The organism is Chryseobacterium sp. WLY505 (genome assembly GCF_030846215.1).
GTDB lineage: Bacteria > Bacteroidota > Bacteroidia > Flavobacteriales > Weeksellaceae > Chryseobacterium.
Genome location: NZ_JAVCWI010000001.1, coordinates 898,302 through 914,278 on the forward strand (window position 1 = coordinate 898,302; position 15,977 = coordinate 914,278).

22 protein-coding genes are annotated in these 15,977 nt (G+C 34.4%); 17 read left to right on the forward strand and 5 right to left on the reverse strand.

The window, feature by feature from the left end; translation table 11 throughout:
- Window positions 1-14: 14 nt before the first annotated feature.
- The 4 genes from RAH34_RS04065 to RAH34_RS04080 all read right to left on the reverse strand — a co-directional run bounded on the left by RAH34_RS04065 (window position 15) and on the right by RAH34_RS04080 (window position 4,607).
- Window positions 15-1,100 carry an efflux RND transporter periplasmic adaptor subunit gene (locus RAH34_RS04065; RefSeq protein ID WP_306595419.1) on the reverse strand — a complete coding sequence of 362 codons (1,086 nt, stop codon included), beginning with the start codon at window positions 1,098-1,100 and terminating at the stop codon, window positions 15-17.
- A 4-nt stretch (window positions 1,101-1,104) separates the two neighbouring features.
- The gene (locus RAH34_RS04070) at window positions 1,105-2,346 is read right to left on the reverse strand and encodes a TolC family protein (RefSeq protein ID WP_306595226.1); all 1,242 of its coding nucleotides are present in this window, start codon (window positions 2,344-2,346) and stop codon (window positions 1,105-1,107) included.
- Between the two features lie 215 nt (window positions 2,347-2,561).
- Entirely contained in the window at window positions 2,562-3,926 is a 1,365-nt protein-coding gene (locus RAH34_RS04075) for an ATP-binding protein (protein ID WP_306595227.1), read from the reverse strand.
- On the reverse strand, window positions 3,927-4,607 hold the full coding sequence (locus RAH34_RS04080) for a response regulator transcription factor (protein WP_114819440.1): 681 nt from the start codon (window positions 4,605-4,607) through the stop codon (window positions 3,927-3,929). It abuts the gene before it with no gap.
- A gap of 621 nt (window positions 4,608-5,228) precedes the next feature.
- Here RAH34_RS04080 and RAH34_RS04085 point away from each other — a divergent pair.
- Genes RAH34_RS04085 through RAH34_RS04095 form a run of 3 tightly spaced genes read left to right on the forward strand, consistent with a single transcriptional unit; the run spans window position 5,229 to window position 6,232 of the window.
- Window positions 5,229-5,516 (forward strand): hypothetical protein, encoded by a 288-nt coding sequence (locus RAH34_RS04085; RefSeq protein WP_306595229.1) that lies wholly within the window; start codon window positions 5,229-5,231, stop codon window positions 5,514-5,516.
- Window positions 5,517-5,532: 16 nt separating this feature from the next.
- On the forward strand, window positions 5,533-5,988 hold the full coding sequence (locus RAH34_RS04090; RefSeq protein ID WP_306595230.1) for a hypothetical protein: 456 nt from the start codon (window positions 5,533-5,535) through the stop codon (window positions 5,986-5,988).
- The gene (locus RAH34_RS04095; RefSeq protein ID WP_306595231.1) at window positions 5,975-6,232 is read left to right on the forward strand and encodes a hypothetical protein; all 258 of its coding nucleotides are present in this window, start codon (window positions 5,975-5,977) and stop codon (window positions 6,230-6,232) included. The genes RAH34_RS04090 and RAH34_RS04095 overlap by 14 nt, the downstream gene beginning before the upstream one ends.
- Before the next feature lie 26 nt (window positions 6,233-6,258).
- On the opposite strand, the gene RAH34_RS04100 is transcribed toward RAH34_RS04095, so the two are convergent.
- Complete coding sequence (locus RAH34_RS04100; protein WP_306595232.1) at window positions 6,259-6,723, reverse strand: hypothetical protein; 465 nt, start codon at window positions 6,721-6,723, stop codon at window positions 6,259-6,261.
- A 169-nt stretch (window positions 6,724-6,892) separates the two neighbouring features.
- On the opposite strand from RAH34_RS04100, the gene RAH34_RS04105 reads away from it, so the two are divergent.
- The 14 genes from RAH34_RS04105 to RAH34_RS04170 all read left to right on the forward strand — a co-directional run bounded on the left by RAH34_RS04105 (window position 6,893) and on the right by RAH34_RS04170 (window position 15,874).
- Window positions 6,893-7,183: a hypothetical protein gene (locus tag RAH34_RS04105; protein WP_306595233.1), complete on the forward strand. Its 291-nt coding sequence runs from the start codon at window positions 6,893-6,895 to the stop codon at window positions 7,181-7,183.
- On the forward strand, window positions 7,176-7,376 hold the full coding sequence (locus RAH34_RS04110) for a hypothetical protein (RefSeq protein ID WP_306595234.1): 201 nt from the start codon (window positions 7,176-7,178) through the stop codon (window positions 7,374-7,376). Before RAH34_RS04105 ends, RAH34_RS04110 begins: the two co-directional genes overlap by 8 nt.
- 50 nt (window positions 7,377-7,426) lie before the next feature.
- On the forward strand, window positions 7,427-7,690 hold the full coding sequence (locus RAH34_RS04115) for a hypothetical protein (protein WP_306595235.1): 264 nt from the start codon (window positions 7,427-7,429) through the stop codon (window positions 7,688-7,690).
- A 179-nt stretch (window positions 7,691-7,869) separates the two neighbouring features.
- Entirely contained in the window at window positions 7,870-8,046 is a 177-nt protein-coding gene (locus tag RAH34_RS04120) for a hypothetical protein (RefSeq protein WP_306595236.1), read from the forward strand.
- 1 nt (window position 8,047) lies between these two features.
- Window positions 8,048-8,644 (forward strand): Rad52/Rad22 family DNA repair protein, encoded by a 597-nt coding sequence (locus RAH34_RS04125; RefSeq protein WP_306595237.1) that lies wholly within the window; start codon window positions 8,048-8,050, stop codon window positions 8,642-8,644.
- Entirely contained in the window at window positions 8,641-10,773 is a 2,133-nt protein-coding gene (locus RAH34_RS04130; protein WP_306595238.1) for a DNA translocase FtsK, read from the forward strand. Before RAH34_RS04125 ends, RAH34_RS04130 begins: the two co-directional genes overlap by 4 nt.
- Window positions 10,770-11,228, forward strand: coding sequence for a hypothetical protein (locus RAH34_RS04135; protein ID WP_306595239.1), 459 nt, complete (start codon window positions 10,770-10,772; stop codon window positions 11,226-11,228). Before RAH34_RS04130 ends, RAH34_RS04135 begins: the two co-directional genes overlap by 4 nt.
- Window positions 11,229-11,230: 2 nt before the next feature.
- Complete coding sequence (locus tag RAH34_RS04140; RefSeq protein WP_306595240.1) at window positions 11,231-11,440, forward strand: hypothetical protein; 210 nt, start codon at window positions 11,231-11,233, stop codon at window positions 11,438-11,440.
- 12 nt (window positions 11,441-11,452) lie between these two features.
- Entirely contained in the window at window positions 11,453-11,737 is a 285-nt protein-coding gene (locus tag RAH34_RS04145) for a DUF3127 domain-containing protein (RefSeq protein WP_137904834.1), read from the forward strand.
- Window positions 11,738-11,766: 29 nt separating this feature from the next.
- Window positions 11,767-12,771: a nucleoid-associated protein gene (locus tag RAH34_RS04150; protein ID WP_306595420.1), complete on the forward strand. Its 1,005-nt coding sequence runs from the start codon at window positions 11,767-11,769 to the stop codon at window positions 12,769-12,771.
- Window positions 12,772-12,782: 11 nt separating this feature from the next.
- Window positions 12,783-13,616 carry a DUF6291 domain-containing protein gene (locus RAH34_RS04155; RefSeq protein ID WP_306595241.1) on the forward strand — a complete coding sequence of 278 codons (834 nt, stop codon included), beginning with the start codon at window positions 12,783-12,785 and terminating at the stop codon, window positions 13,614-13,616.
- Window positions 13,546-14,487, forward strand: coding sequence for a hypothetical protein (locus tag RAH34_RS04160; RefSeq protein WP_306595242.1), 942 nt, complete (start codon window positions 13,546-13,548; stop codon window positions 14,485-14,487). Before RAH34_RS04155 ends, RAH34_RS04160 begins: the two co-directional genes overlap by 71 nt.
- Before the next feature lie 293 nt (window positions 14,488-14,780).
- Complete coding sequence (locus RAH34_RS04165; RefSeq protein ID WP_306595243.1) at window positions 14,781-15,095, forward strand: hypothetical protein; 315 nt, start codon at window positions 14,781-14,783, stop codon at window positions 15,093-15,095.
- 2 nt (window positions 15,096-15,097) lie between these two features.
- Window positions 15,098-15,874 carry a hypothetical protein gene (locus RAH34_RS04170; protein ID WP_306595244.1) on the forward strand — a complete coding sequence of 259 codons (777 nt, stop codon included), beginning with the start codon at window positions 15,098-15,100 and terminating at the stop codon, window positions 15,872-15,874.
- Window positions 15,875-15,977 lie beyond the last annotated feature (103 nt).

Here is a 15,977-nt window from a genome sequence, read left to right on the forward strand (position 1 = left end):
ATGGTTTAATAAGACTAGCTGTTCAGCGAACGGTAGATCAGCAGCTGGTTGTTGGTAATCACTTCTTCTCCTTCTTTCAGACCGTCTGCAATATAGGTGACATCACCCACCTGCTTTAATACTTTGATTTCTCTGATCTTTACATCTGTTCTGGATTTAAAAATCACCACAAAGCTTTTATTGTCATCAAAAATCACTGCTTTGGATGGAACGGTAAGTGTAGAGTTGCTTTCCAGACTGGAAACTTTTATTGTGGCTTTACTATCCGGGATCAAAAGTCCATTGGCATTATCCAATACGACTCTTGCCTGCATGGCATTAGTCTGCGGATCAATAATTTTGAATATCTTATCAATTTTTCCATCAAAAACTTTGTCTGGATAAGAAAGTGTGGATACCTGTGCTTTCATTCCAAGGCTGATCTTATCGATATCAGATTCATTAACATTCATAATGGCCCATACATTGGTGGTGTTGGCCACATCAAAAATATTATCACTTCTGTCACTTCTCAGCTGCATGTCTTTATTGATACTTTTCTGAACAATATATCCGCTGATAGGTGCTACCACACTATATATGTTTCCGGTTTTCACATTGTAAACCGTACTTACCGCTGCGGCCCTCTGCAACTGGTCTTCTGCTTTTTGTAACTGACTTTTAGCTTCCAGAACATCTCTTTCTGTATTAAGCTTTCCTTCGTAGAGCTCTTTGGCAACACGGAGGTTATTTTTGGCGACCACAAGATCTGTTTTTGCATCACTTACATCCTTTTGGATCTCTGCAAGCTCTGTACTTCTGATTGTTGCCAGTACCTGTCCTTTTTTCACATAGTCACCCAATTCCACATTAACACTCATCACATTTCCTCCTACTAAAGGGTAAACATCTATGTAACTGTTTTTGTCTGCTGATATTTTTCCGTAAAAGCTGTATTCATCTTCTATATTCTTTTTTTCAACTTTTGCCAGGGAAATAGAATTCAGCATGGTGTTACTGAGCTCAAATCCTTTTTTTGTGTGAATATTTTTGTCTTCCTCTTTTTTGGAACAGGCCATTAATGAAAGAATCATTAATGCGGGGATAATATATGTTTTCATCATTTTAATAGAAGATTTTCGTTTGTACTAGTTGATTAAGCTGTTCTGCAGATTGCATGATCTCATTTTTCATATCATAGATCTGAAGAGCGGTCTCCCTATAGCTGTCCATAAAGTCTGTGAACTCGATCAGGTTGACATTTCCTTTTCTGAAATTGTTCAGCATTCCGTTGTAAACAAGCTCCATATTCTGAAGATCTGTCGTTTTCACATCCAGAAGCTGGTCATATTGTGCTTTCCAGGTTTTATAGGCAGATTGAACTTTAGTTTCGAGAGTCAGTTTTTGAAAGTCTGCATTTTTCTGATTCTGCTGAATGGCATAGTTTGCTTTTACAACATTTCCCTGATTGGCTTTCCATAGCGGCAAAGGAATTCCCAAGGTCAGATTCGCTTCGTTATTGAAGGTTCCTCCTGCCTGGTCCCATGCAGCGCCTACGGTAACATCCGGTACATTCAATGATTTCTGCCATTGTGCATACAGCTTACTATTATCAATAAGCTTCAAATTATACCGGTAATCTGCATTATTTTCCAGTGCTTTGCTTTTCAGTTCTTCTTCATCTCCAAAAGGCTGCGCAGCAAGCGCTTCTTTAGCTTCGGTTTCGGACATCGTAGGTTCTATTTCTTCAGAAACACCTGTCAGAACTTTCAGATTCTGTTCAAAACCAAGAATATTTTTATTGATCTCCAGTTTATCATGATTAAGCTGAATTACAATACTCTGCAGCCTTACGGCGTCTTTAAGGGAAACATTTCCTTTTGCTGACTGTACACGATAGGCATTTAAAAGATCATTCATATACCCTAGCTGCCTGTTAGTATTCTCCAGCTTTAATTTTTCGTAGTAAAGATTAAAATAGGCAGAACGGAGCTGGGATCTTAAATCTACCAGCAATTGTGAAAACTGAAGTTGAGCAAGTTCTTTATTGGATCTGGCAAAAGCGATTTCGTTTTTCTTTTTGCCACCCATGTAAATCAATTGAGTAATACCTGCTCCTTTAGAATGTCCTACATCAAAAAATTTTTTGTCCTGAGGATTGTAAGCGTTGAATTGCCCGCTCAATTGAGGCAACTCCCAGATTTTAGCCTGCAGAATATCTGCATCAGCCATATTGATGTTGTATTGTTCGGCGAGCAGCTGGAGGTTGTTCTTCTGAAAAGCTTCTTCGCATTCCAAAAGAGACATTTGCTGTTGTGCCGCCATGAATGAGGAAACGGCGAGGCACAGCACTGCAATTCTGTTCATTATTTTTCTTTTTAAATTACAAAATTGCTTTGATGCGATTAAAAGAAACTTAAATGACGCTTAAAAAAATATTAAAATAGGCTTGAACAGGCCATTTATACAATGAATCACCAGGTAAAATCAGTTAATTTTTCTCCAACTATTGAATTTTTATTAAAAAAATCAATCAGGAGTTTAACAAAAAAGCAACTGTATTCCTATCAGTTGCTTTTCATTTATTTTTTAAAAAATAGGGTAAACTTATTCATATTATCTTCAGGTGAAGAGTATATAATATCTGCATCGTGATATTCCAGAATCCTTTTGACAATTCTAAGACCTAATCCTGACCCCGCTATATTCTGTGCATTATTTCCTCTCGTGAAAGCTTCAAACAGTTTAGCCTGCTCATCTTCAGAAATAGTATTACCATGGGAAATAACTTCGATGGAAAGATTATCATTGGTTTCAGTGATCAGAACATTCACTTCGGTATTATCCGAATACACTGCTGCATTTTTAAACAAGTTGATAAATACAATTACCATTAGCGACTGAATTCCTTTTATAGTGAGAAAAGCATTTTCAGAACTTTCTTCATTGATCAGAAAATCCAGCTTAAGTTGTGGATAACTTTTCTCCACCGCTTCAAAAGCTTCAAAAATAACTTCATCGATTCTCACTTCCTCATAAATACTCTGAATATTTTCTTTATCAAATTTGGTCAGCAGTAAAAGAGAGTTGGTCAGATCTGACAGTTGATATACATCCCTCTGAATTTGTTTTAAGGAAGACAGGGTTTCCGGAGAATGTTTTTCAAACTTAATAAGGTTTTCCAGCTGAAACGCCATTCTTGTAATAGGAGTTCTGATCTCATGCGAAGCACTGGCCGTAAAATCTTTCTGTGACTGAAATACATCATCCAGCCTTCCAATCATTGTATTAAAGGATTTGGCAAGAACACTTACTTCATCATTGGATTGCTCTACGGGAATCTGCGTGGTGAGTTTATGAGCCGTAACTTCAGAAATTTCTTTGTTCAGATCTTCCAGAGGACGGAGAAACTTTTCCACAAAATAATAACTGAAGAAACCAATAAGCATGGTACTCATCACATACGCTGTAATCAAAAGATATTTAAGATATCCTAACTTCGATTTCCCATTGGTATCAAAAGCACTGGTAAGGATATAATAATTTTCACCGTTGATATTCCTGAGTGCTGCATAGATTTCGGGGACAGTTTTTTCTGTATAGATAATCTTCTTTTTATCCAGCTCTTTAAGCATGGCACTATCCCAGATGACATTTCGGTCTTTGATCGTACTGTAGATCAGTTCTTTTTTCTCATTAAAAATTAAAATCTTTTCATTCAAAAGAATGTTATCTGAATTTTCATTGAAAAAAACGGGAGCTTCTTCTTCAAAGTCTTTAGATTTTGAGATGAAATGAGAAGTAAACTCAAGCCTCTGCCTGAATCTTTCTTTAAACTCATCTCTTCTGAAGTCATTAAAAGATAAATAAATGACCGCCATCACCATTCCAAATAATAATGAAAAGGCTATACTTATCGTTAAAGCGATCTTTCTTTTTAAAGACATTTATAGTGGGCTTAGATAGTATCCGAAACCTGAACGGGTGTGGATAAGTTTTATTTTAAAATCTTTGTCGATCTTCTTCCTCAGGAAATTGATATAAACTTCCACCGTATTGGTATTTGTATTGAAATTGTGTTCCCATACATGTTCGGTGATCTGTTGCTTGGAAACCGTTCTTCCCTGCGCTTCCGCAAGATAAACCAACAGCTGGAATTCTTTAAGGGTAAGCGTTATTTCATTTCCTCCGCGATACACCTTCTGTTCTGTTTTGTTGATAATAAGGTCATCAATTCTTAGAATATCCTGATCGGAATTATCAGAAGGCGCTTTTCTCCTTAGCAGTGAATTGATTCTTAAAAGAAGTTCTTCAAACTGAAAAGGCTTTACCAGATAATCATCGGCCAGCCTTGTGAAGGCATCTTTTTTATCAGAAATATCTCCATAGGCAGAAATGATAATGATGGGAGTATTTTTGTCAAAAGAACGGATCGTCTGACAGACATCAAGCCCATTTATTTTAGGAACATTAATATCGAGTAAATACAGATCATAACTACTGTTTTTTATCTGGCGGAGAAAAGTTTCTCCGTCATAGATCTTATCACAGTTAAAATTATTTGATTCTAAAAATCTGCACAATTCTGCAGACAGAATGAGATCATCTTCCAGTAAAAGAATATTCATCAAAAATTTATTTTACACGAATTTAAAGAAAATTTTATGATTGTGATTGTAAAGCGGAAGTAAAATTCATAGCCCATCTCCATTTGATCTTTAAAAATTTCAGGCGAAAATGTTTGGATAGATCAATTGAGCATTTTATCTAAGCAGATGTTTAACGATAAGATCTCTTGAAGTGCAAAATTGTTTCCCTCTAATTTTCTAACACCAAATTTGGGTATAAAAAAATCCCGAAGAAAATTCGGGAAAATCGAGAGCCAACTACGGGACTTGAACCCGTGACCTCTTCCTTACCAAGGAAGTTTAAATCTACCCCCAGAATTAAATATTACTGAAAATCAGCACATTAAAAAATCAACTTATGATTAATATTTGTTGTTTTTTTGCTTAATGTTACCCTTAATGTTACCTTTTTTAAGGAAATATGTTGCATAACGGAACAAATATATAAAAAAAATTATCTGTTAATAATCAGTCTATATTGTGATTAATTCCACAATAAATGATTTTTTTTCTGCGTTGTATAACATAATTTAATATATTTGGAATACAATACATGTAGGTCAAGCCGTAATTATTGTAAAGAAATAACTATTTTTATCAGGAATTTATAAAATTATACCTATGAAAACCGTTAGAGTTACTTTTTTACTGGCCATCATTACCGCATCAGTGTATTCATGTACTTCAGATCGTGATGAAGAAAGTACAGCAAAATCAGAAAGTCCAGTGAAGTTGGATTTGAGAAAACTAAAAACTAATAACAAAACAGGTGCTGTTTCAAAAATTGGTGATACCATCCAGGTTAATGCTGGCGATGGACCAAAATCGACAACAGGATCAACAGACCCAAATAATGATACAGGAGAAGACCCAATCGTTGACCCAACCAAACCGGATAAACCGTGGTAAGATCATGATAAAGAGAATGGCAACAATATTAGTATTGTTGTCTTCTTTACTTCCATTCTTGAACAATATTGTAAAACACTTTTATGATACAACATCGGTAGTTTTCAACAATGTTTCCGGAGCAAGGAATTTAGACCTTGACTCGTGTATTTTCTTCCTTTCAATGCCATTCGCATATATGTTTATATTTATAGGCACTAAATTTGGTGCACATAGATATAGTTATTATACTTTCTTTATTTCATGCTATTTTCAGTTAGCTTTTATACTTAATTTTATTTTCCTTGACAAGAACGAGGTTTTTTTCTTTGCTGAAGCTGCAGTATTTTTCATATTTGTTGCTATAGGTGTAATTGTATTTTTCGTAGAGAGATACTTAAAAAAACTTGCATTAGTAGACGAATTTAAGGAGAAAACCTTGGAAAGAACCTTATCACTTCTATCAAAAAAAAGATCGAATGAAGGCGCTTAGTAAAGTAGATCATGTCAGAATATTGGTTATTCTGAGTGATGAATTATGGGATGACTTAGAAAAGGGGCTTATCGATGATGCAGAATATGGCGTAAAACTAAAGCTCATTAAAAATGAAATGAATGAACACTTATCAGTATCATTTAATTGCATTCAGAAAATAGCAAATAAATTAGGTTACATTGTTGTAAAAAACAAAAACGCTTTCGGTGTAACCCAAAATTACCAAATAGCAAAAAATTAAGGCTTCCAGATTGGAGGCCTTTTATTTTAGTGGTCTATAAGTTCCTGTATTAGATTCTTCAGATTTTTTATTTCATTCATCATTAATTCATTTTGCCGATTTAGAATATCCACCTTTCTATCTAATAACATTATATCCTTTTCCTGCATGCTAAGTTTTCCAAGCGTCAATTTATAAATTTCGGTAAGCTTATCATCTATTTTTAAATTCTCGAAGGAAGTATTACTTAAATTCTCTTCCGGTTCGTTAGCTTTTTCACCAGTTAAAATCCAGACCTTATGTTCAGGATAAACTTCAAAAATTTGGTTTAATGTCTTTGGTCCTGGCTCTACTTCATTTTTTAAAATTCGATACAACCAATCAGAACGATTTTTACCAATATTTCGTGAAAATTCATTTGGTGTTATTCGTAAAATACTTTCAATAAAGTACTTAATTCTGCTATTAATAGTACCTAAATTTACATTTTTAGTAGTATCATTTTCCGCCATGATCATAATTTTTATACAAATTCAGCAATAAAAGTAAAATTATTACACTGATTATCAAATAGTTAGTAAATATTACTACTAAAAATGTAATTTTTATTTCTTTATTACACTTTTAGTAGTATATTTGCCATAACAATAGTACAAAAGTACTACTAAAAAACCACATGACATGACAGAAATAACAAATACCGTAAAAACCCCCATAAAAAAAATTGCGAAAAACCCATTTTCACTATGTCCAAAAACTCCAGAAGAAAAAGCATACATACAAAGTCTTAAGGAGATTTTAAAAAACAAGCGAAGGGGTGATTGGAAGCTTATAGCCGAAATGTTAAATATTCCGACTAAATCAGCTCAATCAGCATTCTACAGAGTTTACCAAAAAAACCACTTTGAGTGCGTAGATGCGTTAAAAAAAATAATTAAAAATCGAACACAACTACTAAAAGTCCATGACTGAGAAACTAGCAAAAGAAATCATTTCTAAATGTGAACAAATGGAATCATGGGCGAAAAAGATACAATCATATTCTACCTCCGTTAAGGCCGAAATGATAGCTTTCCTGGGCGGCGTGGGAACCGTCCAGAGGAAGCGAAAAAAAAGAACAGAAGATTTAGACGCTCAAATAAGAGCAAAATTCTATAGAAAATAAAAAAAGCCATCTGTTCCCGCAGACGGCCTTAAAATCAAAAGTTTTGAATTATGAGAACAAATGTAAGACAAATGAACCCTATTAACCAAACAAAAGGGCAAAAAATTTCCCAGCAACGAGCTGAGAAGATAGCCAGAAACATCAATGCGATGGATATGGATTATCAAAGAAGTGATGACATGAACTATTGGAAGTTCTGGAGTGACTTGGAAAAGACCTTGAAGAAAAAGATATCTGAATTGTCTCCGAGTGATATTGAGGTGATAAAGCCAATGCTAAAACCTGAGGAAGCTAAATATTTTAACCTAATCTAATTTCACTATGAAAACAGCATTAAACATTATTTTGTTTCTGAATACGATCTACATTTTCATCTGTTCAGAAAGTAAGGAACCGATCACTTTTGTTTTTCCAATATTCATTTATGTGTTTTTTGGATTCTTCCGATTCTACCACAGAGAATTTCTTCAATATTTAAAAAAACCTGTCAGCCATGAGAAAAATACATAGAAAAAGAAGTTGGAAGAAAATGATTATCGACAACAAGAAAGATAATCTACCCCACGCAAGAGAAATAAATGATGCAGTAGAGTTTCAACAATGGTTTGCCAAAATGGGAGGATTGATTGAAAATGAAGATATGGAAAAAGTAATCAAAAAATTCATGTAAGATGGGAGCAGAAAGAAGTGAATTGTACAGATTAAAAGAGCCGTTTAAATTGAAGTGGAGAGTAAAAGGCCTACTTCCGGATAATGTAGATCCTACACATATGGTAATTGTTGGGTATATAGATGCAAGGCAGGTTTATGAAAGGCTTGATCAGGTTGTTAAACCTGAAAACTGGCAGGAAGATTATTTTGAATGCAAGGGAAAACAGTTCTGTAAGATAGGAATTAAGATTGGCGAGGAGTGGATTTGGAAGGGAGATTCAGGAACTGAAAGTTTTTCGGACCCGTCAAAAGGAGAAACGTCAGATAGCGTTAAGCGTGCTGCAGTTCATTGGGGTATTAATAAAGAAGCTTATGAACTTGGCGAAATAACGATAAAATGTAAAATGGATAACGGTTATCCAGCACCATGTGATGAATCGGGAAATATTCTAAAAGGTGATCAAATTTTAGCAGAATGCAAAAGAATTGCTTCAGATAAATCAGAATTGATTTTTGATAAAAATGTTTTACCGAGAACAATTAACAATTCGACAGTTAAGTATGAAGAGAAAAAGCCGAGACGTAAGAAAGCCGAACCTAAAATAATTATGCCATGAGTATTTATAAATCATATACCCAGGATCAATTAGAGGAACACTTCAGTAATTTCATTATTAAATCTGTTTCTTACTCAAAAGCTGCTTTGTTTTCCAGAAATGAAAAAGCCTTTGAAATGATGAATATTTATGGATATCATAGCAAATCATCAGCGTCTGGTGTTGCAGGAAATGCATATCATGAAGCATTAAGCCAATATTTTAAAGCAAAAAAAGATGGATATGAGTTAAGTCTTCCAGAGCTTGAAAGCATTGCGTTTGATTTCATAGATAATTTTCCTGCGAATAAATGGAAGCTTCAGAAAACAACGCCAACAATGGCTGAAGCAAAGATAAAGGCAGTTAAAACTACAACTGCATTGTTAGCAAACTTTTATGTGGAAAAATCAATTTATGAAGATCACGTTGCAAAAGTCTTGGACGTTGAGATTTCGAACACAAGTTTTCTAACGATCAACGGTGTTGATATTCCCCTTCCTTTTAATACTATCATCGATTTAGTTATTGAAACACATGAGGGTAAGATAGTAATAATAGATCATAAAAGTAAGAATGCCTTTTCTTCAAAAGAAGATTTACGCCTTTCAATAGGTAAGCAAGCAATAGCTTATGTAAAAGCATATGAAGCTTATTCCGGATTAGCAGTTGATGAAACTTGGTTCTGTGAGAATAAATACTCTAAAAACAGATCTGGAGAGAATCAATTAAATATGTTCATGGTTGTATTAGATGTGGACACTCGGGCCTTGTATGAAGATCTGCTTTACGAGAACTTAAAAAGACTTATAGAGGCCGTTTCTAATCCAGATTATGTTTACCTGATCAATGACAAAGATAATTTAGTTGATAAAGCAGAATTATATGATTTCTGGGCAAAGACACGAATGTGTGAAATTGATGAATTTGATATTGATGAAACCGAGGTTAACAAAGAAATGGTTAAAAAGAGACTGAGAAAAATACGAGACTCATCAACCACAACAATTTCTCCAAAAATAATCAAGAAGTTCAAATCAAACGCTGCATCCTTTATTAAATACGATTTAAGCACTTTAGACATGGAACCACAACAAAAAGTAGAACATATATTAAAAACATTCGGAATTCACACGCAGGTAGCTCACACCTTCAATGGATATTCCTCAAACACTTTCCTTCTGGAAGTTTCCGCCGGAACAAAAATAGCATCAATCCAAGGACATAAACTTGATATTGCAAACGCTCTAAATGTTCCCAATGTCAGAATTCCAAAGGATCTGAAAGTTTACGAAGGCAAATCTTATCTGCAGGTCGAAACTGCCAAAAAAAGAGACAGAGATTTAATCTGGTGCGAATCTGAATTAAAGGGGCAAAAAATACCCATTGGTAAAGACAATTTTGAAAGAACGCTTTATTGGGACTTAGATAATCAGTCTACCCCATTTGTATTAACGTGCGGCGCTGCCGGATCTGGGAAATCTGTTGAGTTGATTAGCATTGTAGAATATGCAAAATTAATCCCTGAAGTTGAACAGATTGTGATTCTTGATCCAAAGTTTGAATTTATGGATTATGCATCACATGAGAAAATAGAAGTTTACAATGAAATTTTAGCCATTGAAAACAAAGTTGAAAGTTTAGTCAGAGAAATGAATTCTCTTATCAAAGCCGGAAAGAAAAAGAAAATACTTATAGTGTTTGATGAATTCGCCGATGCTATTGCTGCATCGAGAAAAGGCAAAGATCTTGACATTTATAGTATGGTTCAAGTTGGAAACTATAGACCCACTAAAGACGCGTTTGGATTCCCAGTTGCAGGCCCTCCTAAAATGCAAAGACAAAAAACGGGTGAACTCAAGAGTTTAGAGGAAAACATGCGAATCATCAAGCAGAAAGGCCGTTCAGTTGGATTCAGAGGAATTGATGCAACGCAAAGAGCTTCAACAAAAATCATCACCGGAGATGCCAAAGTAAATTACTCGCTAATGATTTGCTTCAGAGTTCCAAAGGAAATTGACAGCCGGGTGGTTATTGATGATGCAGGAGCGGAAACATTGGCAGGTATGGGTGACGGACTATTGAAAACTCCTGACAGTCCTGATCTGATAAGATTTCAATCATTCTGGAAACCACAAGAACAAACAGCATGACAAACAGTACTATAAAGCAAAAAATAGGTCAATGCTGTGATTGTCCTCCGGGAACACGGGACCAACCAATAACAGCTGGAAGGTGTAATAGTTTTCATTACAAATTACATCGAGCAAAAGTCAATGCTGAAAAAAATAAACACAAGGAAAACGTTCCGAGAAAACCGATTCCTAAATATTCAGCCAAAAGGAAGAAAGAGAACCGGGAATATCTGATTAAGCGTCTACAATTTTTAGCGCAGCCAGGAAACCAAAAATGTTTTGTTCAGGGTTGCAATAATAGAGCTGATACAGTGGAGCATACGGCCGGAAGGTGGGGGAAAAATTACCTTGATGTATCTACATGGAAGCCCTGCTGCAATTTCCACAACTTAGAATTAGAAAGGGATTCAGAACTATCTGAAAAATATCAACTCAGTAAAATTTCCGGAAAGAAAAAAATAATCAAAAGATAATCATGAAAGTAAATGAATTAAAGATAGACCAGCAGATTATAATCAATGGTTTTACATATGCCTATAAAGGTCAAAATAAAGTTAGAATGAAGGGTTTCTGGGCTCAGAAAATTGTTTTCAAAGGTGTTGATGTTGAAGGTGAAAAACTATTTGATTTATCGGTAGGAACTAAAGAGCTAAAGGAATCCGGAAAAAGTTATGAACTGAAGTAAACACGTGTTAATATGGAATTAATAGGAACAATAAGAGAAATTTCCGAAACACAAACATTTGGAAATAACTTCCAGAAAAGAGAATTTGTTTTAGTCACAGAGGAACAATATCCGCAACCGCTACTGATAGAAATAACCGCTGATAGAGTTGATCTTTTAGATCATTTCAAACCAGGTGATCAAGTAAGAGTAGGAATAAATATAAAGGGTCGTGAATGGGTAAATCCAAGCGGTGAATCAAAATTCTTCAATTCCCTTTCAGCATGGAAAATTACACACAAGGATTTAGCAAACTAAGCTAACAAATTTTAAACCATCAAAAATCAATCAAAATGAAAGTTATCACACATAGAATAGGAAATAAAATAAACGGTGAAGGAATGCTTCTTTCCCATCGAGAATTGCAATTAAACGAACAAACTACAGAAGAGCTAAAAGACTTCTTTTTAAGTTCATTAAAATCAGATGAAACATATCAGTTCTACAGCGATTCATACTTGTCAAACAATGATGTTTACAGATCAGTTTTTGCAATTTTTGAAAATCCGGAAACCTTCTTGTTTGAAGCGGAGTCAATAGCTAAAACACTATTTGATGCTGCTGAAAACCCACGCATTGCAGGAGGCGAATTATTTGTGGTCCTTTTTGAAAGCGAAAAACCGGAAAACACCCAAATAGGAATTTTCAAAACAGAAAAGAGAGAATCAATCTTAAAATTCTCTTATGCTAATGACGTTCTGGAAATTGAAAAAGATCAAGGTGTGAGCCTTAATAAAATCGATAAGGCAGCCCTTATTTACAATACAGGAAAAGAAACTGGGTATGTCATTTCAGCCGTTGATAATAACAAAAACGGAGACATGTACTACTGGTTTGAAGATTTCCTTCACATCAAACAAAGGGAGGATGATTATTTTCACACAAACGAGTTGTTAATGGTCTTCAAAGACTACGTAACAAAACAACTTCCCCAGGAATATGAAGTAACAAAAGTTGATCAGGTTAATTTTCTAAAAAGCTCACTGACATACTTCATGGAAAAAGAACAATTTGAGTTTGGTGAATTTGTGAATGAGGTATTGTCTGATGAAACTGTTATTCAAAGTTTTGTTGATTTTATGGCAGATTATGAGTATGAAATGCAAGTAAATATTTCAGAAGAATTTGAAATCAACAATGCAGCTGTAAAAAAAGTAAAACGTCATTTCAAATCTGTCATTAAGCTTGATAAAAACTTTCAGATCCATATACACGGAGATAAAAAATTACTTGAACAGGGAGAAGACGAAAAAGGGAAATTTTACCAGCTTTATTTCCAGAAAGAACAGTAAAAAGCCAAACGATGAAAGACAAGGATAACAGTGTAATTTTTCTAAAGGACTGGCTTTTTTTAATCACTCCTATGTCTGCTGAAAATCAGATAGTATTCTGGGAATTGTTCACGAATTATGAATACGGAAAAGATCAAGAATGTGAAAATCCATTTGTTGCTCCAACATGGAATTTTGTGAAAAAACAGCTGGATAATATGCGAGAAGGCTATAAGGAAAAGGTAGTGAATAGGAATAGAGTTAATGGATCAAAAGGAGGGAGACCGCCAAAAACCCAGAAAACCCAGTCGGAGAAATCAAAACCCAATGAAACCGAACAAAACCCAGAAAACCCACTGGGTTTAAATGAAACCCAAAAAACCCCTAATGTAAATATAAATGTAAATGAAAATATAAATGAGAATGTAAATAATATTCTTTTAAAAAAAGAATCAAAAGAAGAAAATATAACAAAAGAAATTTCAGGAGAACTATTTGTTATTCCTCCAGATTCTAAAAAAGAAAAAAAAGTTCCGGAAAAAAAAAGAAAGATTTTTACCAAAGATGATTTCAAAAAAAAGCTAATCGAATTGGGGGCCGATGAAGAAGATGCTGAAAAATGGATGGAGGTACGGAAGCAGAAAAGAGCAGTTTTTACTGAAGATGCGATTAATCTGGTAGTAACTGAATGTGAAAAGCATAATTTCCAATTTTCAGAAGCAATTAAGGCCTGCAGGGTTTACGGATGGCAGGGATTTGAATACGAGTGGTACGTTAATAAACAAGGAAATAAAAATGGACAAGCAAGCAACTCAAAAACCAGAGCAAACGGCACCGGGCTTAGACAATCAGTCACAAGAGGTTGAAACTCCTTTGCTAACAAGAGCAATCGAATATTTGCTTTTAAATAATCCGGATCATCCTGTTGCTCAGAAATATAAAGAATTGTTGATAAAGTATGAAAACGATTTTGATAAAATGATTGATTCTCTACCTAAAAAACAAGAAATAGTATTACCGGAGCTTAAGCCTATGAAAGCAGAAAGTTTGTACAATACATTCAAAGTGAACTTTCCCATTGTTAACAAAAAAGAATTTGATGAAACTGCAAATAATAGAGAAGCTGAAACCCTTGTTTACACGTTGATAGCCTATTTTCTTAAGAGACGCTCTTTTTTTAACAGTCCATTATTGAACAAAATCAGCGTTCCAAGTTTTGATAAAGGCATTGCGATAATTGGAGAACCTGGAATAGGAAAAACTGCAATTTTAAGAACCTTTTACGAAATTTTCAAGTATGGTTCAGAAAACCCACTATATGTAAAAGACATTGAAGATACAGATCAGCTTTTGAGAAGATATGATTTGAGGTTCAAATATAATTCAGTTGATGAAGTAGTAAAGCATTTTGAAGCAGCAAACCGACACAGTAAAGATGCTGATAGAGACTATCATTTGTCATTGTTCTACAAAAGATACGAGTTGGGATTTAACGCGTTTGATGATTTATTGTCAGAAGACATGGCAAAAAATTACGGAAGCGTGGACATCATGAAAAAGGTGTTGAGCGAAAGATATGTTAAAAAATCACAAACAATTCTTACTCTGAATTATTATGGTGAAACAGTGGTAAGTACTTTAGAAGAGTATAAAGCAAGATATGGAGACCGAATGTATGATAGATTCTTTGAAATGTTCAACGTCATCGAACTTCAAGGGGTCACCCTCCGAAGATGATACTTTAAGGAAAGCTGAAAGTATGGCATCGTTTAAAATAATGTATCGGAAAAACCGGGAATTTAAGTCAAGGAGTTACAATAAAAAACAAAAATTAAAATGAAACCGAAGATATCAATGGTCCTTTTGGACGAGAATCAAATTTTAGACCTCATTTGCGGGGCAAATGGGTTAGATAGAGGTAAAGCCTCAATGAATATAAATTACGTGGAAAATGATACGCGTACGGGCGGCTCTTGGATTATCCAGGCCCGCGCCCCAGAAGAAGTAAAACCAAAATCAAAAATAAAGTTATGCAAAAGACAAAATACTTAGAAGTAAAGCCTTCTGACAGGTTACCATCTGAAAAAGGAGAATACATTGCAGTTATTGATCCAGAAACAAACTTTGCGGGGTTTTACTCCTTTGACCCAGAAGATCCCGCTGATGTAGAATGGTGGAAAGAAACTCCTGAATACTATCTTGAAGAAAAGCCTGACTATGAGGAGGAGATGAAGGAGGTGCTTGCAAAGTGCATGTTAGAATTTGGAAGATTTAAAGCTGAACTTGGGAAATGTAGCAAATTAGAATTGGAGATTAAATCCCTTTTAACCAAACTAAAAACATAATCATGAAGCTTTCAAAAGAAAAAATAAAGTTACATAATCAAGCTGAAGAATATCTTAAAAAAGATGTTTTGACTTTTGATGAAAAGCTTTTTGTTCTTGAAAATTGGAATGAAGCAGCAACTAATATTAATTCTTCCGCAGGGGCTTTTTTTACTCCGGTTGGTTTGGCTAAAGATTTTAGTTTAACTATTTATGAAAATTCAAATGTAGTTGACCTTTGTGCGGGGATTGGCATACTTTCATTCTTTGCTTACCATTATAGAAATTGTAAAGTTACTTGTATAGAATTGAACCCTCAGTATGTCACAGTGGGCAAAAAAATACTTCCAGAAGCCACTTGGATTAATGGTTCCATAACGGATTTTGATAATTATAATCTTCCAATGTTTGATCAATCTTTTTCAAATCCACCATTTGGTAAAATTAAAACTGGATTACGTAGAGATTTGGATATTAATTACAAGGGAAATGAATTTGAATATATTACTATCAATATAGCAGCAAAAATTTCAAACAGTGGATCTTTTATTCTTCCTCAGATGAGTACACTTTTTAAATATTCAGGGCAAAGATTTTATAATGAAGTAGAGCCTTCATTAAAATTGCAAAAATTCATAAAAGAAACAAAATTTAAAATGGAATTAGCTATTGGAATTGACACAAGCTATTATTTGGAAGATTGGAAAGGAGTTAAGCCTTTGTGCGAGATAGTACATATTGAATTTCCATTTGAAATAGAACAGAAAGTTGAAGAAGAAATAAACCTATTTAACTACTAAAATAAACGGAACCCGGACCGTATTCTTTCCGGGAAATCAAAGACAATTTTCAGTGATAAAAATAGTTGATGCAAAAGCGTCAAAGCACCCGTCTTATGTCAAA